The sequence below is a fragment of the Serratia sp. LTN-2 genome, assembly GCF_059740205.1.
Genome location: NZ_JCAXDO010000001.1, coordinates 622,527 through 641,384 on the forward strand (window position 1 = coordinate 622,527; position 18,858 = coordinate 641,384).

The following is an 18,858-nucleotide window of genomic DNA, read 5'->3' on the forward strand; positions in this document are numbered from 1 at the left end:
GCTAACCGACAAGGTGACAGGCCACCTGATGGCCGGGCGCCACGCTGCGCAGGTGCGGCGCCTGTTCACGGCACTGCGCCGTAGCCTGCGGGCAGCGAGGGTGGAAACGGCAGCCGCGCGGCGGGTTGGCGGGATTGGGCGGTTCACCGCTTGCCACCTGCGTCGGTAAACGTTGCGTATCCAGCGTCGGCACCGCCGCCAACAGGGCCTGCGTATAGGGATGCAGCGGTTGGCGAAACAGCGCATCGCGGTCGGCGCTCTCGACAATCTGCCCCAGATACATCACCGCCACGTCCTGGCACAGATGCTCCACCACACCGAGATCGTGCGAAATAAACAGCAGCGTCACCCCCTGCCGTTCCTGCAAATCGGAAAACAGATTGATGATCTGCGCCTGAATCGACACGTCGAGCGCCGATATCGGTTCGTCGGCGACGATAAACTCCGGCTGCAGGATCAGCGCGCGCGCGATGCCGATGCGCTGCCGCTGGCCGCCGGAAAACTCATGAGGAAACCGCCCGTAATGCTGTGGAGACAGCCCGCAGATCGCCAGAGTGTCGAGCACCCGCTCGCGCAGTTCCGCCTTACTCGCCAGACCGTGCTGCAACAGCGCTTCGCCGATGGCGTCGCCCACGCGCAGGCGCGGATTCAGCGAACTGTACGGGTCCTGAAACACCAGCTGCATTTTCGGCCGCAGCGCGCGCAGCGCCTCTTTGCTCAGGCTATCCAGCGCCTGCCCGTTAAACCGCACCTCGCCGGCGGTTTTGTCGTGCAGGCCGAGCAACGTGCGGCCGACGGTGGTTTTGCCGCTGCCGGACTCGCCCACCAGCCCGAAAATGCGGCCCTTGCGAATGCTGAAGCTGACGTCGTCCACCGCCTTCAACTGGCCGGTGGTACGCCCGAACAGCCCGTCGCGCAGCGGGAAATATTTCTTCAATCCCTTCACTTCCACCAAAGGTTCAGTCGACATGCGGGCGCCCTCCGGCGTTGAGAAAACAGGCGGACTGGCGCTGCCGGGAGCCGTACAGCGGAGGAATGCCGTCGCGGCAGCGCGCGGTGGCCTGTGCACAGCGTTCGGCGAAAGCGCAATGCTCAGGCAGCCGCGCCAGATCCGGTACCTGGCCGGGAATGGAATATAAGCGATGACGCCGCTGCCCCGGCGACGGCCGCGAGGCGATCAGCCCCTGCGTGTAGGGATGCTGCGGTTCGGCCAACACTTCCCGCGTCGTTCCCTGTTCGACAACGCGCCCGGCGTACATCACCGCCAGCCGATCCGCCATTTGGGCGATCACCCCAAGATCGTGGGTGATCAAGATCATCGCCATATTGTGTCGCCGGCTCTGTTCGCGCAGCAGCGCCAGGATCTGCGCCTGTACCGTAACATCGAGCGCCGTGGTCGGCTCATCGGCGATCAACAGCGCCGGGCGACACCCGATCGCCATGGCGATCATCACGCGCTGCAGCATGCCGCCGGACAGTTGATGCGGATAGCAGCCCATCAGCGCCTCCGCACGCGCCAGCCCCACTTCCGCCAGCAACTGAATCGCCTGCCGCCAGGCCGTTTTCGGCGACAGCAGCCGGTGACGTATCAGCGGTTCCACCAGCTGTTCGCCGAGCGTCAGCACCGGATTGAGCGCGCTCATCGGCTCCTGAAAGATCATCGCCAACCGGTTGCCGCGCAGATCCGCCATGTTTGATGCCCGCAGCGACAGCAGGTTTTGCCCTTCGAAGCGGATTTCACCGCCGTCTACCTGCGCCAGCGGCTGCGGCAACAGCCCCATCAACGCCATGGCGGTCACGCTTTTGCCGCAGCCCGATTCGCCGACGATCCCCAGCGTTTGCCCGGCATGCAGTTCAAGGCTGACCTGCTGCACCGCCCGCACCGGCCCTTGCTCCCCCTGAAACGACACCGACAATCGATCGAACGCCAGCAGCGGTTGACTCATCGTTTTACCCCGTTCATTTTCGGATCGAGCGCGTCCCGCAGGCCGTCGCCCAAAATATTGATCGCCACCACGGTGACGAAGATCGCCAGCCCCGGCGGCATCCACAGCCAGGGGCGGCGCTGAAAATCGATCAGGCTATTGGCAGCGTCCATCATGTTGCCCCACGACGGCGTCGGCGGTACCACACCCAGCCCGAGGTAGCTCAGCGCCGATTCGCTGAGGATGGCATTGGCCACCGCCATGGTGGCCACCACCACCAGAATCGGCACGGTGTTGGGCAGCAGATGACCAAACAGCCGCCGCCGGGTGGAGAGCCCCAGCACTTCGGTGGCCAGCATGAAATCCCGTTCGCGCAGCGACAGGATCTGGCCGCGCACCAGCCGCGCCAATGACGGCCAACCCAGCAGGCTCAGCATGATCATCACCATGTAGATGCGGTAGTCCGGCGAGACGTCGAGCTCGGTCAGCATCGCCCCCATGATGATCAGCAGCGGCAGGCCGGGGATGGTCATCAGCAGATCGGCGAAACGCATGATCAGCCGATCCGCCACGCCGCCCAGATAGCCGGCGAGCGCTCCCAGCACATAGCCCAGCGTCACCGACAGCAGCATCGACACCAGGCCGATAGTCAGCGATATTCGCCCCGCCAGCAGCAGCCGGGTGCAGATATCGCGGCCGAGAAAGTCGGTGCCCAACCAGTGCGCACCGCTCGGTGCCTGGTTGATATTCAGCATATCGCCGGCGTCGTCGCGCCACGGCGACAGCGGCGGCCCAATCAGGCACAGCAACGCCAGCAGCACCAGCAACGCCAGCGAAATCATCGCCGGCCGGTGGCGGCGCAGACGTCGCCAGGCCTGCGCGGCGGGCGGCGGCGACAGCTGAGCCAGCGCCGGCAGCTGCGCCTGTCGCCAGCGGCGACGGCGGCCGAAAAACAGCGTAACCAACATCGTATTACCTCAAGCGAATGCGCGGATCGGCGTAGGCGTACAGAATGTCCGCCAGCAGGTTGCCGAGAATGGTCAAGGCGGCCAGAAACAGCGTAAACCCCATCAATACCGGGTAGTCGCGCGCCGCCAGCGAATCGATATGAATATGCCCGGCCCCCGGCCAGTTGAAGATTTTTTCGGTGATCAGCGCGCCGGAGAACAATCCCGGCAGCTCGAACCCCAGCAGGGTGATGATCGGCAACAGCGCATTGCGCAGCGCGTGTTTGAGGATCACCGTTTTCTCCCTGAGCCCCTTGGCGCGCGCAGTGCGGATATAGTCCATGCGGATCACCTCCAGCATGCTGGCGCGGAAATAGCGCGTCAGGCTGCCGGCCTGCAGCATCACCAGCGCCAGCACCGGCAACAGCAGATGCGCCGCCACCTCCAGTGCCCAGGCCAGCCCGCTCGCCTCACTGCCGGTGCGCAACATGCCGCCCGCCGGCAGCCAGTGCAGATCGACGGCGAACCATTTGATCAGCAACAGGCAAAGAAAAAACGTTGGAAACGACATGGCGGCGAATACCGCCACGGTGATCAGATGATCGAACAGCGAATAGGGTTTCATCGCCGAGACCACCCCCACCGCCAGCGCGATGCCCCAATACAGCACCATCGCCACCGCCGCCAGCAGGAACGAATTCCAGATGTATTGATTCAGCAGCGTGCTGACCGGGATCTGGTACTGCAGCGAAAAGCCGAGGTCGCCCTGCAGCAATCGGCCAAGCCAGTGCAGGTAACGGCTGAACAGCGGCTGATCCAACCCGTACAGCGCCCGCAGCTCGGCGGCGCGTTGCGCGGTCAGGTTGATGTTGCCATCGATAAAGTCGCCGGGCGCCAGGGCGAAGATGCAAAAAATCAGCAATGAAGCCAACAGCAGCATCGGGATAGTCTGCAACAGACGGCGCAGGATAAAGTTTCTCATTGCGGTTTCCATCGCCGCCGCCCGAAGTGGCGCAGCGGCTTCAGGGCGTTACGGCGCCGGTTTGACGTTCGGCAGGCTGCCGACCAAGCCGTTGTAGATATCCGGTTTAAAGCCGGTGACGCGCGCGCTGCTGGCGCTCAAGATTTCGCGATTGCCCAGCAAGATCACCGGCGGATCGTCCGCCAACACCTGATACAGCTGATGGTACAGCGGTTTGCGCTGCGCGATGTCCAGCGTGGCGTTGGCCCTGGCGATCAGTGCATCCACCTGCGGGTTGTGATACCCGGTCTGGCTCTCGCGGCTGATGAAATCGCGCACGCCGTCGTGCGGATCGTTCAACGTACTGGTGCTGAGGGACGCCAGGTCATAATTGCCCGCCTTGCGCTGCGCCAGCAGCGCGTTGAAATCCAATACCTGCGGTTTCAGCACCACGCCGAGCCGGCGGTAGTTGTCCTTGGCGATCGGCACCAACGCATCGTTGATCAGTTTTTTGGTCACCAACAGCGTCAGCTCCAGCTTTTTACCGTCTTTTTGCCGAATGCCATCCGCCCCCACCCGCCAACCGGCCTCGTCCAACAGCTTACCGGCCTTATCGAGATCGTAAGCGTAGGGATTGATGCCGTTCGCGTCATAAGCCCAGGAGATCGGAGAAATCGGCTGGTTGGCGACCTTGCCGTACCCCTGGTATACCACGGCGATCAGCCTCTGCCGATCCAGACCGTAGATCAGCGCCTGGCGCACCCGTTTGTCCTGCAGCGCCGGGCGTCGGAGGTTGAAGTCGACGCGGCTGTAATCGCTCGAACTGTAGAGGTTGATATTGGCGAAGCCGAGCAGCTTCAGCTGTTCGATATCGTCAGGCTTGGCGGTAAAGGCGTCGTAGTCGGTCTCGCCGGTCTGGAACAGCTGGAAGTTGGTAGCCGGGTTGGTCACGCGATAGATAAAGCGCGCCATCGGCGGCGGGCCAAGGTAGAAGTTCGGGTTGGCGTGGAAGCGAATCTCTTGCCCCGGCACATACTTGTCGTAAATGTAGGGGCCGTTGCCGAGCGGCTTGCCGTTGAAGGCGCGCACGCCGTCGAGCTTGCCGCGCTGATAGTCTTTGCCGTAGTAAGCACGAGACAGCACCGGCCCGCCGATCAATTGTAAGGTGGTCGCGCCCGGTTGCGTGGTGACGACCTGAATGGTGCGATCGTCGATCACCTTCAGCCCGCTGATGCTGGCCGCGGTGCCGTTTTTATAATCGGCGCCGCCCTGAATGTGCGCCGGCGTGATATCGGTATCGCCGTCATAGGCCGGGTCATGCAGCAGCGTCAGGGTAAAGGCGATATCGTCGGCCTTCAGCGGCGAACCGTCGCTGTAGACCAGGTTCGGCCGCAGCTTGATGGTGTAGGTCAGATTATCGGGGCTGACCTGCCAGGACTCCGCCAGGCGCCCTTCCGGCTTGCCCTGGCTGTCCAGGCCGATCAGGCGGCTGAAGATCACGTCGGTCACGTTCTCGTCCCAGCCGTTGGTGAACAGATACGGGTTGAAAATCCCCTGCGGCTCCGAGATGCCCGCCACCACGGTGTCTTTGCGCAGTTTGGCGGCGGCCGGCACCCGAGCGGCGTCGCTGGCCGGCGTGATGCCTTCGGCCATCGTTTCCGCCTGAACGCCGGCGCTCAGCCCCAGCGCGCAGACCAACGCCAGCGGCGTCAGCCGATAACGCAACAGTTTGTTTAGTTTATTTTTTATTCCACTCACCCACTGCCCCTCGTCTTCCCGTTGATAAAAATGTGACAAAATTTATCGCAGAGTAATGGGCGGCTGGAGGGCTGTCTAACAACGAAACCGGCATTCCATTGCCGAAAAAAGCATTATGAATTTTTCTGGGGCGAACCGTCGTGCCAAACGCGGTTCAACCGGTCGCCGCCAGCCCCCGGATAAGTTTGGCTAAGGTTTTTATCGCCTCTTCAAACCGGTCGTTCCATTCAAACGAGGCGTTGAGACGGAAGCAGTGATTGAAATGGTCGCCGGTGGTGAACATGCGCCCCGGCGCGATGCTGATACCCCGAGAAAGAGCGCGCCGGTACAGTTCCATCGACGACAGCGCCGGATCCAGCTCCAGCCACAGAAAATAACCGCCGTCAGGCTGGCTGACTTTCACCGTCGGCGGAAAATGGTGGGCGATCGCCTGACGCATGGCGCTTTGGCGCTGAGCCAGCAGGCGACGCAACCGCCGCAGGTGGGTATCGTAGCCGCCGTGCAACAGATAATCCGCCAGCGCCATCTGGGTCGGCACGCTGGTGGAAACGGTGCTCATCAGTTGCAAACGCTGGATCTGTTGCGCGTAACGCCCCGCCGCCACCCAGCCAACGCGAAAGCCCGGCGCCAAACATTTGGAAAACGACGAACAGTGCAGGATCTGGCCACCGCTGTCGAGCGCCTTGGCCGGCAGCGGCCGTTCGGCGCTGAAATAGAGTTCCCCGTAGACATCGTCTTCGATCAGCGAGATCTGCCGCTCGCGCAGCAGCGCCACCAGACGCTGCTTGTTGGCCTCCGGCAAGGTGGCGCCCTGCGGGTTTTGGAAATGGGTCATCAGCCAGCAGGCCTTGATCGGATACTGTTCCACCGCCTGCTGCAACGCATCCAGATCGATGCCGTCCTGCGGATGGGTGGCGATCGCCACCGCCTTCAGTCGCAACCGCTCCAGCGCCTGCAGCGCGCCGTAAAACGCCGGCGACTCGATCGCCACATAGTCACCCGGCTGGGTCACCGCCTGCAGGCTGAGACTGAGCGACTCCATCGCCCCAGCGGTGATGACGATCTCGTCCGGCGCCACCTGCATGCCGCTCAGCGCATAACGCTGGGCGATATGCCGCCGCAGCGCGTCGTTGCCCGGCGGCAGGTTGGCCAGCGAGCTGTGCGGCGTGAACTTGCGCGCCACGCTGCTCAGCGCCCGCGCCAGCTTCGGCTGCGCGAACAGCGTGGCGTCGGGAAACGCCGAACCGAAAGGCACGATGTCCGGGTCCTTGCAGGCCTGCAGCACGTCGAAGATAAAGGCGTTGATGTCCACCTGCTCGCTCAGCACCAGCTTCTCGCCGCGCGAAGGCTGCGGCAACGGCTGCGGGCGCGCCGCCACATAATAGCCCGACTGCGGCCGGGCGACGATCCATCCCTGGCTCTCCAACAGCTGGTAAGACTGCACCACCGTCATCAGGCTCAGCCCGGCGCGTTTGCCGCTTTCGCGCAGCGAAGGCAGCTTGTCGCCCGCCCGCCACACCCGGTTCTGGATCTGTTCTCTAATCTGCTGCGCAAGCTGTTCGTATCGGGTCATAGCTCTTAACTGTTATATGAAAAAGTAAAATAACTGTCACTATTATAGTCACTGTACTTCGTGATTAACTTCACGCCAAGCTTTTCACATAAAAATGACAGCTATACTCAAGAGGTTAATTTATGTTCAACCCTAGGAGGCGCCATGCTGGGTCTTGATGCACTGGAACTCGCCAGAATACAGTTCGCCTTCACCGTGTCTTTCCATATCATCTTCCCCGCCATCACCATCGGTTTAGCCAGCTATCTGGCGGTGCTGGAGGGATTATGGTTGAAAACGCACAATGAAGCCTATCGTGAGCTTTACCATTTCTGGTCAAAGATTTTCGCCGTTAACTTCGGCATGGGCGTGGTTTCCGGGTTGGTGATGGCCTACCAGTTCGGCACCAACTGGAGCTTCTTCTCCGAGTTCGCCGGCAGCATTACCGGGCCGCTGCTGACCTACGAAGTACTGACCGCCTTCTTCCTCGAAGCCGGTTTCCTCGGTGTGATGCTGTTCGGCTGGAACCGCGTCGGCCCAGGGCTGCACTTCTTCGCTACCTGTATGGTGGCACTCGGCACGCTGATCTCCACCTTCTGGATCCTGGCCTCCAACAGCTGGATGCAAACCCCGCAGGGACACGAAATTATCAACGGCCAGGTGGTGCCGGTCGACTGGCTGAAGGTGATATTCAACCCGTCCTTCCCGTATCGCCTGCTGCACATGTCCACCGCCGCCTTCCTCTCCTCGGCGTTCTTCGTCGGCGCTTCCGCCGCCTGGCACCTGCTGCGCGGCCGCGATACGCCGGCGATGCGCAAGATGCTGTCGATGGCGATGTGGATGGCGCTGATCGTCGCGCCGGTGCAGGCGCTGATCGGCGATGCGCACGGCCTGAATACGCTGAAACACCAGCCGGCGAAGATCGCCGCCATCGAAGGCCACTGGGAAAACCCGCCGGGCGAAGCTACGCCGCTGATCCTGGTCGGTTGGCCGGACATGCAGCGTGAAGAGACTCGCTTCAAGCTGGAGGTGCCTTATCTCGGCAGCCTGATCCTGACGCACAGCCTGACCGAGCAAGTGCCGGCGCTCAAATCCTTCCCGCCGGAAGATCGGCCCAACTCCACCGTGGTGTTCTGGTCGTTCCGCATCATGGTCGGGCTGGGCATGCTGATGATTCTGGCCGGGGTATGGAGCCTGTGGCTGCGCTGGCGCGGCGGGCTGTATCAGTCGCGTCCGTTCCTGTACTTCATTCTGTGGATGGGCCCGTCCGGGCTGCTGGCGCTGCTCGCGGGTTGGTTCACCACCGAGATCGGCCGCCAGCCCTGGGTGGTGTATGGCCTGCTGCGCACCAAGGATGCGGTCTCCGCGCACGGCGATCTGCACATGAGCATCAGCCTGCTGGCGTTCATCATCGTCTACTGTTCGGTGTTCGGCGTGGGTTACTCCTACATGATGCGCCTGATCCGCAAAGGGCCGCAGCCGCATGAGCACCAAGAAGACAATACCGAGGGCCGCCCGGCGCGTCCGCTGTCCGCGGTCAACGACACTCTGGATGACAGGAGCTGAACATGGGCATCGATCTTCCGCTGATTTGGTTTGTGATCATCGTGTTCAGCACCATGATGTACGTGGTGATGGACGGTTTCGATTTGGGCATCGGCATCCTGTTTCCGTGGGTGAAAGCGAGCGACGACCGCGATCTGATGATGAACACCGTCGCCCCGGTGTGGGACGGCAATGAGACCTGGCTGGTGCTGGGCGGCGCGGCGCTGTTCGGCGCCTTCCCGCTGGCCTACTCGGTGATCCTCGATGCGCTGGCGATCCCGCTGACGCTGATGCTGATCGGGCTGATTTTCCGCGGCGTAGCCTTCGAGTTTCGCTTCAAGGCAACACCGGAGAAGCGCCATATCTGGGACAAGGCGTTCATCTGGGGCTCACTGTTCGCCACCTTCAGCCAGGGGGTGGTGGTGGGCGCCGTGATCAACGGCTTCCCGGTCGAGGGGCGCACCTACGCCGGCGGCGCGCTGGACTGGCTGACGCCGTTCGCACTGTTCTGCGGGCTGGGGCTGGTGGTGACCTACGCCCTGCTCGGTTGCACCTGGCTGGTGATGAAAACCGCCGGTGATCTGCAGGCGCGCATGTATCACCTGGCGACGCCGCTGCTGGCGATCCTGTTGTTGGTGCTGGCTGCGGTCAGTATCTGGACGCCGATCGCCCATCCGGAAATCGCCGCCCGCTGGTTTACCTTGCCGAACCTGTTCTGGCTGCTGCCGGTGCCGGTGCTGGTGCTGCTCAGCGCCTGGGGAATTCAACGCGGGGTGAAACGCGGCGCGCACTACTCGCCGTTCATGCTGACGCTGCTGCTGGTGTTCCTCGGCCTGAGCGGGCTCGGCATCAGCATCTGGCCGCACCTGATCCCGCCGGCCATCAGCCTGTGGGACGCCGCCGCACCGCCGCAGAGCCTTGGGTTTATGCTGGTAGGCGCGCTGTTTATCATCCCGATCATTCTGGTCTACACCTTCTGGAGCTACTACGTGTTCCGCGGCAAGATCAGCCATGAACACGGCTATCACTGAGGAGGGAGGACGCTATGCAAGATAAAACGGCCGCAGCCGCCCCGGCGCCCTGGTGGAAACGCATCGGTTGGCTGGTGATCATCTGGAGCGCCAGCGTGCTGGGGCTGTTCGTGGTCGCCTCACTGTTCCGCTTGCTGATGACCGCGGCGGGCATGAAGTCGCATTAACGCGGCGCCTTATCTGGCCGCGCTGTTGGGAAAGTAGAAAGAGACCACCAGCGTGACCAGCGGCAAGGCACCGATCTTCACCAGCTCGAACACCTGGCTCAGCGCTTCATTTTTCTCCCAATATCCTCGTCATACTTGAAGTTGCTTCTGTGTTGGCTGCAAGCGTTCACCCCGGTCACTTACCTGTGTAAGCTCCCGGGGATGAGCGCTCTTGCCGTCGGGAAGCAACTCCAATTATTTAGAGGAACGGCGTGGGCGGCGAATACGCCCACGCTGACCGCAAATATCCCGCACAGCACCTGACGCGCCAGGCGCAGCCGCTCCATTTCGTCGAAGACCAACACCTGCTCCAGATAAACCTGGCTGGCTTCATCGCGCAGATTATGGCTTTCGATGTTCATGGGAAGATCTCCACGACCCGTCCCACCGCTTCGAGCCGTTCACCGTTCTCCCGCACGATCCCAAGGGACGTACCATCCTGTTTCATCCAATACTTATCGGCAATGGCGATCAGTGCAAACGCCATTTTGATTACCTCGGTTTTTTCCATCCCATGACGCCGGGCGATATCGTTCAGATCATCATCAATTTTGTTCGATAACCGAATAGGTAAACTCCGCATACCCCACCTCCTGTGGCCGTTGATTCACAGGGAGAAAGTCTACTGGAAGGGTAAATATCGTTCAATTAGTGAACTGCGTAACGTCTCGCATAACCCGCATGCAACGCTAGTGCGGCTTGCGTCCCATCGCGCTGAGGAAGCGTTGCTGCAGACGCAACAGTTCCTCCAACTCAAGCAGCCGGTAGTCGATGCCGAAACGCGGCGCCACCTCGCCGATAATGCGGCTCAGCGCCGGGTAATGGCGGTGGCTCCAGTGCGGGAACAGATGATGCGTCAAATGCAGGTTCGCCCCGCCGAGCCAGTAGCCCAGCCAGCGCGGCCGGGTCAACCAGTCGAAGGTAGTGGCGAACACATGATGATACCAGCCGTGCGGCATCGCGCCCTGCGCCGGCGCCTGGTAAAAGTTGGCCTTGGCCCAGTGGGTGCCGATGATCAACATCACGAACAGCAATGAAGAAAGCATCTGGCTCAGCAAATAGACCAGCAGGATTTGCCCGATGCCGATGGCCGGCGGCAGCAGCCAGCACGGGATCGCCAGCGCCAGCAGCAGGTGCGCCGCCTTCCCCGCCAGAAAAGCGCTCCAGCCACGCACGCCCTGCTGCGCCATGCGGGCCGCCACGCGAGTGCAGCCCGCCCGGTCCAGCCAGTCGAACAGCCAGATGTAGTACGGGAACGTCAGCGCCGCCACCAGCGGCCAATAGTAACGCTGTGCGCGCATAAAGGGCCGCCAACGCTGGAACGGCGTTTGCCGCAGCACGCCGTTGGCGTCGATGTCGGGGTCGTAATGTTCGATATTGTTATGGGCATGGTGGAACAGCACATGCCGCACGCGCCAGCAGTCAGGATCCAGCCCCAGCGGCACGCTCACCAGGGCGTTCAGCCAGCGGTTGGCCCAGGGCCGACGGAAAAACGCGTTGTGTGAGGCGTCGTGCACCACATTGACCGTCAGGAACATGCCGATAAAGATAAAACCGAAGTAACAGGCGAAAAACGCCCAGCCGTTCTGCTGCTGCAGGCTCAGCCCGTAACACAGACCGCACAGCGCCAGCAGCAGTGCCACCTTCGCCAGCATGCCGCCGTCGGCGAAGCGGTGGTCGCCATTGGTCGCCAGATAATGCTGGGCGGCCTGCATCAGCGCGCGATGCAACCCGCTGTCGTCGCGCCGATAGGCTAACGGTCGCAGCGCTTTCATGGCTGCCCCATGCGGCGCAGGAAACGCTGTTGCTGCGCCAGCAGTTCGCGATAGCCGATGCAGCGGTACGCCATGTCGTGCCGCTGCGCCACCTCCGCCACCGCCGCGGCCAGCGCCGGGTAATGGCGGTGATTCCAGCCGGGGAACAGGTGATGCGTCAGGTGATAGTTCAAGCCGCCGGTCAGGTGCTCCAGCCAGCGCGGCTCGGGCTGCCAGTCGCAGGCGGTGGCAAAATTGTGCCGGTACCAGCCGTGCGGCATGGTCTCGCCCGTCGGCGCCGGGTAAAACTCGGCCTGCGCCCAGTGGGTGCCCAACAGCAGGAACACCACCAGCAGCGAGGCGCACATCTGGCTGAGCGCGTAGGCCAGCAGCACCCATCCCCAACCGATGCCGTGCAAATGACACAGGATCAGCGGCACAATCAGCACCAGCGCCAGATGGGCCAGCTTGCACAGCACGAACAGCGCCCAACCGCCGCGCCCGGCCAGCACGCGTTTTTCCCGCAGCGGCGTTTTATCGAGCCGATCGGACCAATCGAAAATCCAGGCGATGTAGGGCAACGAGAGCGCGGCGATCAGCGGCCAGTAAAAATGTTGATAGCGCATATGGGGCCGCCAGCGCTGGAACGGCGTCTGGCGGAAAAAGCCGTTCTCTTCGGTGTCCAGATCGTAGTGTTCGACGTTGGCGTAAACATGGTGGTAATCCACGTGCCGGGTGCGCCAATAGTCCGGATCGACGCCCAGCGGCAATGTCACCAACCGACCCACCAGGCGATTGGCCCAGGGCGCGCGCAGGAAAGCGTTGTGCGAAGCATCGTGATTGACGTTGACGTTGAGCAGCATGCCCATGGTCACGAACAGGAAATAACAGAGGAAAAACGCCCAGGGCTGATGCTGCAGCAGGCTCAGCGCGTAAAAGCCGATGCACAACCCCATCAGCAGCGCGGCCTTGGCCAATCGCGCGGCATCGGCATAGCGATGATCGCCCGCCAGGCAGGCATGCGCCGCACGTTTGAGATCGCGGTGGAATGCCTGTTCGCCATCGGCGGGAAAACTCAGCGGCGGCAGTGATTCAACCATGCGGCTCCTCCACGGCGACCGACGCGGCCATGCGCCCCCAGCCCAGCGCGACACACAGGGCATGCAGCGCCACGGCAGCCATGGCGATATGCCAATAGCGCTGCGGCCAGCCGAGATAGCCGATAAACAGCAGCGGCATGCCTACTGCGATCAACAACCAAAGCGCGCTCGCCCACGGCCGCCCTTCCGTCATGCCGCCCAATGCCACCGATCCCAACGCCAGCAACGCCAGCAGCGCCATTTGCGGCCAGCTGACGTCAGCGTAGCCATAGCCGTATTGGTAGACGTAACCGACCACCAATGAGAACAACAGCATGGCGCCGCTGAATACGCTGAACGCCGAACGGCGGTCGCGCGGCCGCCCGGGCGTCGGGCGCCAACCCAGCCGTAAATAACGCAGGAACGGCAGATTGCTCGCCCAGAACGGGTTGGCGGATGGTCTGTCGCCGCTGACGCCATAGCTGAACGGCGTGGTCGGCAATGCCGGGCAGAAGGTGCCGAACAGCTTGTCCCAGAAGATAAAGCTGCCGCCGAAATTCTTATTGGAATACGCCATGTCCTTGACGTGGTGCACCCGGTGGTGCGCGGGCGTGACCAGAATGTTTTCCAGCACGCCGAGCTTCGGCGTCAGCGCGTTGTGATTAAACAGCTGGATGCTGTAATGAAAAATCGACACCGTGACGAATACCGACAGCGGCACGCCCGCCAGCGCCAGCAGCAAAAAGAACGGGATCGACGTCAACGACGAATACCAGGAGTTGCGCACCCCCAACGACAGATTGAAATGCTCGCCCTGATGGTGCACCACGTGCACCGCCCACAGCAGCCGGAAACGGTGGTGCAGACGGTGCAGCCAGTAGAAACCGAAGTCCCACGCCAGCAAAGCGAACAGCCACATCAACAGCGACGGCCAGGCGTCTACCAGCCCCAGACTGAAATGTGCGGCCACGTAGCCGTAGCAGGTAATTTCCAGGCCGCGGAACAGCCACAGCATGATATGGCCGGAGTTCAGGTTGAACACCAGATCGTGCCAGTTAACCGGTTCACGGCGCCCCCACTGCAACGCCACCGCCTCGGCCACCACGATGAACAGCATGAACACTATCGGCAACGCCAGATCGCTCATCCCATTTCTCCTTTAACCACGCGCCCACGCAGGGTCTGCATGCGCAGAGCCAACCAGCCGGCGAACAGCGCCAACAGCGCGCCGCCGGCCAGATCGACAAACAAATGGCGGCGCAGTTGCAGAATGGAGAACGCGATCGCCACGCCCCACAGCATCCACAGCGCCGTGCGCATTTTGCGCTCCCCGTCGCTCAGCGCCCACACCGCCAATACCGTCAACGCCATGTGCAACGAAGGCAAACAGTTTTGCGGCGAATCCACCTGGGTTAACGCCGCCAGCAGCTGCGCGCTGATCCCAACGCCATCGTTCTGCGGATAGGCCATGGTGGTCGGCCACAACAGATAAACCGCACCGGCGCCCAACGCGGTGAGCTGCATCGCCAGCGTCAGCCATTTTATCCGCTGCAGCGGCGCCAACAGATAGCCTGCCGGGACGATGAGGAAGAACGACAGATAAAGCCAGATGGCCGAGGGGCTGAACGGGATCGCCCGGTCAAGCACCGACGGCGGCAACAGCGTTCCCGCCCCCTGCAAGCGATCGGTCAGGTTATACACGATGCCAACCGTCCCCCAGCCCTGCAGCATCTGCCACAGCCTGAACAGTGCGTTTTTCATGCCTCCTCCGCCCGGCGCACAATGCGCCGCCGCTTGCGGTCGAACTGCGGCAGCACCGCCTGCGCCGTCAACCGCCATTCCAGCCGCTCGGTGGCGATGCCCTGGCGAGCGAACAGCGCGTTCAACTGCGCCTGGCAGTGCGCCAATTCAGACTGGCTGCAATCGGCGATCAGCTCCAATCGCCGTTCGCCATGCTGGATCAGCCGGTAATCGCTGGTTAACGGCAGCGCATTGGCGATCGTCCGGCTGCAGGCATCGGCGAACACCGCCTGCGGTTGCCGCTGCGTATTGGGCAGCATCAGCTGATCGTCACGCCGCCCCTCGATGCGGGCGATCGCCCGCGTCGGTTGCCCGCACGGACAGGGCTCCTTGCGCAGTACCAGCACATCGTCCAGCCGATAGCGCACGATAGGCTGGGTGCGGCGGGTAAAGTCGGTGATCAGCGGCGTGAAACGCAATTCGTCGATCCACTGCGGTTCAATATGCAAGAACTCTTCGTTCAGATGCAACGTACCGTGCGCGCAGGTGGCGGCGAGGAAACCTTCGGTAGCCTGATACACTTCGCCGACCGCCGGAAATACCTGCAACAGCAGGCGGCGATCCTGCTCTTCCAACACCTCGGCGACCGAGATCGCTTTTTTGACCGGCAGCTTCACCTGCCCGGCCAGCACCGCCAACGCCAACGCGCGCAGCACCTGCGCCGGCGCCACGATGATGCTCGGCGCCTGCCGTTCCAATGCGGGCAGATGCCCGCTGAACGGCGCCAGCAGATCGTAAAACGCCAGGCTCAGCCAACGGTTGTTCACGCTGTGATAAAGATTATTGTCCGCCCGCAGAAACAACGCGACGCGCTCGCCGGCCAACAGCCCGTCCGGCAGCATCTTCGCCAGCATGCCGCCGGCCCACACCTGTTGTTCGCGCGGGCTGACGACAAACACGCCGCGCTGCCCGGAGGTGCCGGACGACAATCCGACGCTGTAGCGCCCGATCTTCGGCGTGAAATCGCGATCCGCCTCGCTGCGCTGCGCGCAGGCCAGCACCGCATCGCGCTGCAGCCCGGCGGTGTTCATCCGATCGAATTGCGCCATCATCAACGCCTTGTCCATCTGCGGCCATTCGGCGAACGGCCGGCGGCTGAAGCCTTGAAAATAGGGGCTCTTGCTCAGCACCCGGCGGGCAAAGCCCGCGAGCTGGCGGGCCTGATGCGCCTCCAGCGCCGCACGATCGCCAAAGCGCAGGCGCCGGGCACGGAAATAGTGCCAAAGGGTCATGAAGGGGATCACAGGTCCCCCTCGTGGCACAGCAAAATGTTGACCTGGCCGCCCGCCCACAGCTGGTTGAGCCGCTCCAGCGTGCGGGTATACGCCGCCGCGTCGTCCATCACCAGATTGGCCAGGCGCGAAGGCCCACGTAGCGTCTGGTAACTCTGCGGCGACCAGGCGGCGTCGCTGGCCAGCAGCGTCCAACCGGCGTCGGTGAGAATAAAGGCGCCGATATGGCCGGCCGCATGCCCCGGCAACGGCACCAGCACGATCTGCCCTTCGCTGCCCGGCAGCGCATAGCCGCGCTCGAACGGTGCCAGCAGCGCGGGCAATACCACCGAGGGAAAAGCTTCCATAAACTGCAGGTTGCTCTCGAAATCCGGCGGGATCAGGCCGGGAATAAAGGCGCGCTTCAGAGCCGCGAAACCGCGCAGATCACGGGTTTGCCGCCAGCCCTCGCCAGAACAAATAAAGTCGAGTTGACCGAAATCATGCAGCCCGGCGATGTGATCAGCGTGAAAATGCGAGACGATCAGCGTCTGAATATCCCCCTCGGCGTAACCGGCAGCGCGCAGCTGATGCACCAACGACTCGGCGGGATCGAAATAGACCGGCGTCATTCGGCGGTAAAGGCTGAACAGCCCCGACTGCGTGTGCTGCTGAAAATAACGCGCATAGCCGGTATCCCACAGCCAGCGCCGCTCTCCCACCTCCAGCAGATAGGCGCGCGCCGGGAATTTGCACACCCGGAACCCGGCGCCGCGCAGCGCCATGCAGCCGATATGCGTGCAGTAACCCACTTCAAAAACGGTGACCTTAGCCATGCTGTATGCCTCCTTGCTGCCGCAGCCACTCGCCGGTCAGGCGAATGCCCTCCTCCATCGAGTAACGCGGCCGATAGCCCAGCTCTTCAATCGCGCGGGTCTGGCTCAGCGTCATGTCAAAATGCACCGCCGCCACGCTGTAGCGCGTCAGCAGCGGTTCCTTGCCGCTCAGCGTCGCCCACAGCTCCATGCCGCCGGCCAGCGCGTGCAGCAGCGGATAAGGCACCGCCTGCAGCCGGTAGCTCAGCCCCAGCTCCTGACGCAGCAACGCATCCAGCATCTCCGCCAACCGCTGCGGCTGGTGGTTGGTAATGTTGTAAACGGCGCCGGACGGCAACCCGCGCTGCCGGCTGGCCAGTTCCATCGCGTGCACGACGTTGGGGGCGAAGGTCAGGTCCAGCAGCGCTTGCCCGCCGCCGGGCAGCCGCAGCACGCCGCGATCGCGTTCGAGCTGCTGTAACAGCCGCGGCACGATCACCCGATCGTGCGGGCCAAACAGGCCGCGCGGCCGCAGAATAATGTAGGTGGTTTGCGGATAGGTTTTCGCCTGCGCCAACAGCCGCTGCTCGGCGGCGTGCTTGCTGGCGGCATAATGATTGGCGAAGCGCCGGGCACGGAAACCTTCGTCAAGATCGTAATGCGGCCGAAAATCGAAGTAGATCGCCGGCGTGGAGATATGCACGAAGCGCCGCACGCCGCAGCGCCCCGCCGCCTCCGCCAGTTTCTCCGTTGCGGCGGCGTTGATGCGGTGAAACTCCGCTTTGCCGCCCCAGGGCGAGGACTTGGCCGCGCAGTGCCACACCCACTCGCAGCCGGTCACCAGCTGCCGGCACTGCTGCGGCGTGGCCTGCGCCAGATCGAGCGAGAAAAACTCGGCACCCAGTTGACGCAACGCTTCGCCGGCCCGCTCGTCGCGGCCGGTGGCGCGCACCTGATATCCCGCCTCCAGCAGCCACTGCGCCGCGTTGCGCCCCAGCCCGCTGGTCGCCCCGGTGACCAGCACCCTCATGGCAGCAACACCATGCCGGCCAGCGCCAGCCCGGCGGCGGTGCCGATCAGCATCACCGGCCGACCGGGATTGAAGCGCCCGGTGGTCACTGCGGCATGCAGCGCCGTCGGAATCGACGCCGCCACCTGATTGCCATGATGGCGGTAGATATCCACCAGCGCCTCGCTGGAGACGTGCAGCCGCTTGCGCATATGTTCGAGCGACAGATGGCTGGCCTGATGCGGCACCACGGTGGCGATCTGCGCCAGGGTCAAGCCGCTGGCGCTCAGCAGCCGGTCGAGGTAATCCTCAATCAGCGCCGACGCCTGGCGGAACAGCGGCTTGCCCTGCATATGAAACAGGAAGTCTTGCTCGCACATGCCGGCGCGCGGGTTGCGCCGCGTGCCGCCGGCGCGGATTTCGCACAGCTCGCTGCCGGCGGGATAGGTTTCCACCAGGCTGGCGAGGATGCCGCTGGCGCCGTCGCCGCGTTCCACGATGGCGCAGGCGGCGCCGTCGCCGAAGATCAGCGACGACTCTTCGTGCTGCCAGTCGATGCCGCGTGAAGCGAGATCGGCCGAGACGATGGCGATGCGTCGATACGTTCCGGCGTTCAACAGCCCCGCCGCCACCTGCAGCGCAGAGATAAAGCTGACGCAGCTGCTGTTGATGTCGAAGCCCGGCGTGCCCGGCGCCAGCCCCGCCACCTTGAGAATATGCGCGGCGGTGCACGGCAGCGCCTGTACCGAAATCGCCGAGGCGGAGATCAGCAGGTCGATAGAGGCTGCCGGGAGGGCACTGCGAGCCAGCGCGTCTTGCAGCGCGGCGGCGGCGAGTTCGGCCTGGCTGGCGTCGTCGGCGGCATGATAGCGGTAAACGATGCCCGAGCGTTTCTCAACGTAGCCGGCCGGTTTCCCCAGGCGGGCATCGAGCGTAGAAGAAGCCACGCGGTTGGGCGGCAACGCAGCCCCGGTGGCGATAATTTTCAGAGGCAGCGGCTCGGGTGAGCAAAATTGTGTGGTCATTATTGTTATTGATTAACCTGACTATCCATAAAGCGATTCTCCCGCACGACGCGAAGGCCACGCGGATCATCCCCGGTTTTTATATCCCAAAATGCCTTTCATCAAGGCGGTATCTCTTGTTATCGGCTACCACGGGCCGACGTCCGTCGGCGTAAGCATAAGCGTAACATGACTGAGATATTCAGTTTACGACATGGCGGGGAGAATGGGCAGACGGCGGGCGAATTATCGGAATAGCGC

Annotated in this window: 19 protein-coding genes; 3 read left to right on the forward strand and 16 right to left on the reverse strand. The window is 62.9% G+C overall.

Annotation, left to right across the window (positions count from 1 at the left end; all coding sequences use genetic code 11):
• Position 1 precedes the first annotated feature (1 nt).
• From AC6BYQ_RS02905 to AC6BYQ_RS02930, 6 genes are all read right to left on the reverse strand, one after another.
• On the reverse strand, positions 2 to 970 hold the full coding sequence (locus AC6BYQ_RS02905) for an ABC transporter ATP-binding protein (protein ID WP_019452867.1): 969 nt from the start codon (positions 968 to 970) through the stop codon (positions 2 to 4).
• Positions 960 to 1,946: an ABC transporter ATP-binding protein gene (locus AC6BYQ_RS02910; protein ID WP_019452868.1), complete on the reverse strand. Its 987-nt coding sequence runs from the start codon at positions 1,944 to 1,946 to the stop codon at positions 960 to 962. Before AC6BYQ_RS02910 ends, AC6BYQ_RS02905 begins: the two co-directional genes overlap by 11 nt.
• Positions 1,943 to 2,893, reverse strand: a complete 951-nt coding sequence (gene opp4C, locus AC6BYQ_RS02915; protein WP_198636568.1) for an oligopeptide ABC transporter permease — start codon at positions 2,891 to 2,893, stop codon at positions 1,943 to 1,945. The genes AC6BYQ_RS02910 and opp4C overlap by 4 nt, the downstream gene beginning before the upstream one ends.
• A 4-nt stretch (positions 2,894 to 2,897) precedes the next feature.
• The gene (locus AC6BYQ_RS02920; protein ID WP_019452870.1) at positions 2,898 to 3,854 is read right to left on the reverse strand and encodes an ABC transporter permease; all 957 of its coding nucleotides are present in this window, start codon (positions 3,852 to 3,854) and stop codon (positions 2,898 to 2,900) included.
• Positions 3,855 to 3,902: 48 nt separating this feature from the next.
• Positions 3,903 to 5,558 carry an ABC transporter substrate-binding protein gene (locus tag AC6BYQ_RS02925; RefSeq protein ID WP_498056321.1) on the reverse strand — a complete coding sequence of 552 codons (1,656 nt, stop codon included), beginning with the start codon at positions 5,556 to 5,558 and terminating at the stop codon, positions 3,903 to 3,905.
• A gap of 187 nt (positions 5,559 to 5,745) precedes the next feature.
• A complete protein-coding gene (locus AC6BYQ_RS02930; RefSeq protein ID WP_019452872.1) occupies positions 5,746 to 7,164 on the reverse strand; it encodes an aminotransferase-like domain-containing protein in 1,419 nt (472 codons plus the stop codon).
• Positions 7,165 to 7,308: 144 nt separating this feature from the next.
• Between AC6BYQ_RS02930 and AC6BYQ_RS02935 the strand changes: the two genes are divergently transcribed.
• From AC6BYQ_RS02935 to AC6BYQ_RS02945, 3 genes are read left to right on the forward strand one after another with little or no spacing between them, the layout of a single operon-like run.
• Positions 7,309 to 8,709, forward strand: coding sequence for a cytochrome ubiquinol oxidase subunit I (locus tag AC6BYQ_RS02935; RefSeq protein WP_004934615.1), 1,401 nt, complete (start codon positions 7,309 to 7,311; stop codon positions 8,707 to 8,709).
• Positions 8,710 to 8,711: 2 nt separating this feature from the next.
• Entirely contained in the window at positions 8,712 to 9,719 is a 1,008-nt protein-coding gene (gene cydB / locus AC6BYQ_RS02940) for a cytochrome d ubiquinol oxidase subunit II (protein WP_063918510.1), read from the forward strand.
• 14 nt (positions 9,720 to 9,733) lie between these two features.
• Complete coding sequence (locus AC6BYQ_RS02945) at positions 9,734 to 9,886, forward strand: DUF2474 domain-containing protein (protein ID WP_004934619.1); 153 nt, start codon at positions 9,734 to 9,736, stop codon at positions 9,884 to 9,886.
• A gap of 179 nt (positions 9,887 to 10,065) precedes the next feature.
• On the opposite strand, the gene AC6BYQ_RS02950 is transcribed toward AC6BYQ_RS02945, so the two are convergent.
• The 10 genes from AC6BYQ_RS02950 to AC6BYQ_RS02995 all read right to left on the reverse strand — a co-directional run bounded on the left by AC6BYQ_RS02950 (position 10,066) and on the right by AC6BYQ_RS02995 (position 18,618).
• Entirely contained in the window at positions 10,066 to 10,287 is a 222-nt protein-coding gene (locus tag AC6BYQ_RS02950) for a hypothetical protein (RefSeq protein ID WP_198636705.1), read from the reverse strand.
• On the reverse strand, positions 10,284 to 10,508 hold the full coding sequence (locus AC6BYQ_RS02955) for a hypothetical protein (RefSeq protein WP_074053976.1): 225 nt from the start codon (positions 10,506 to 10,508) through the stop codon (positions 10,284 to 10,286). Before AC6BYQ_RS02955 ends, AC6BYQ_RS02950 begins: the two co-directional genes overlap by 4 nt.
• 106 nt (positions 10,509 to 10,614) lie before the next feature.
• Positions 10,615 to 11,700: an acyl-CoA desaturase gene (locus AC6BYQ_RS02960; RefSeq protein WP_498056254.1), complete on the reverse strand. Its 1,086-nt coding sequence runs from the start codon at positions 11,698 to 11,700 to the stop codon at positions 10,615 to 10,617.
• Positions 11,697 to 12,779 carry a fatty acid desaturase family protein gene (locus AC6BYQ_RS02965; RefSeq protein WP_498056255.1) on the reverse strand — a complete coding sequence of 361 codons (1,083 nt, stop codon included), beginning with the start codon at positions 12,777 to 12,779 and terminating at the stop codon, positions 11,697 to 11,699. Before AC6BYQ_RS02965 ends, AC6BYQ_RS02960 begins: the two co-directional genes overlap by 4 nt.
• Positions 12,772 to 13,905: a sterol desaturase family protein gene (locus tag AC6BYQ_RS02970; protein WP_498056256.1), complete on the reverse strand. Its 1,134-nt coding sequence runs from the start codon at positions 13,903 to 13,905 to the stop codon at positions 12,772 to 12,774. The genes AC6BYQ_RS02965 and AC6BYQ_RS02970 overlap by 8 nt, the downstream gene beginning before the upstream one ends.
• On the reverse strand, positions 13,902 to 14,519 hold the full coding sequence (locus tag AC6BYQ_RS02975; protein WP_498056257.1) for a phosphatase PAP2 family protein: 618 nt from the start codon (positions 14,517 to 14,519) through the stop codon (positions 13,902 to 13,904). The genes AC6BYQ_RS02970 and AC6BYQ_RS02975 overlap by 4 nt, the downstream gene beginning before the upstream one ends.
• A complete protein-coding gene (locus AC6BYQ_RS02980) occupies positions 14,516 to 15,802 on the reverse strand; it encodes a F390 synthetase-related protein (protein ID WP_498056258.1) in 1,287 nt (428 codons plus the stop codon). The genes AC6BYQ_RS02975 and AC6BYQ_RS02980 overlap by 4 nt, the downstream gene beginning before the upstream one ends.
• A complete protein-coding gene (locus tag AC6BYQ_RS02985; protein WP_498056259.1) occupies positions 15,799 to 16,605 on the reverse strand; it encodes an MBL fold metallo-hydrolase in 807 nt (268 codons plus the stop codon). Before AC6BYQ_RS02985 ends, AC6BYQ_RS02980 begins: the two co-directional genes overlap by 4 nt.
• Entirely contained in the window at positions 16,598 to 17,614 is a 1,017-nt protein-coding gene (locus tag AC6BYQ_RS02990; protein ID WP_498056260.1) for an NAD-dependent epimerase/dehydratase family protein, read from the reverse strand. Before AC6BYQ_RS02990 ends, AC6BYQ_RS02985 begins: the two co-directional genes overlap by 8 nt.
• Complete coding sequence (locus AC6BYQ_RS02995; RefSeq protein WP_019452882.1) at positions 17,611 to 18,618, reverse strand: 3-oxoacyl-[acyl-carrier-protein] synthase III C-terminal domain-containing protein; 1,008 nt, start codon at positions 18,616 to 18,618, stop codon at positions 17,611 to 17,613. Before AC6BYQ_RS02995 ends, AC6BYQ_RS02990 begins: the two co-directional genes overlap by 4 nt.
• Between the last annotated feature and the right edge of the window lie 240 nt (positions 18,619 to 18,858).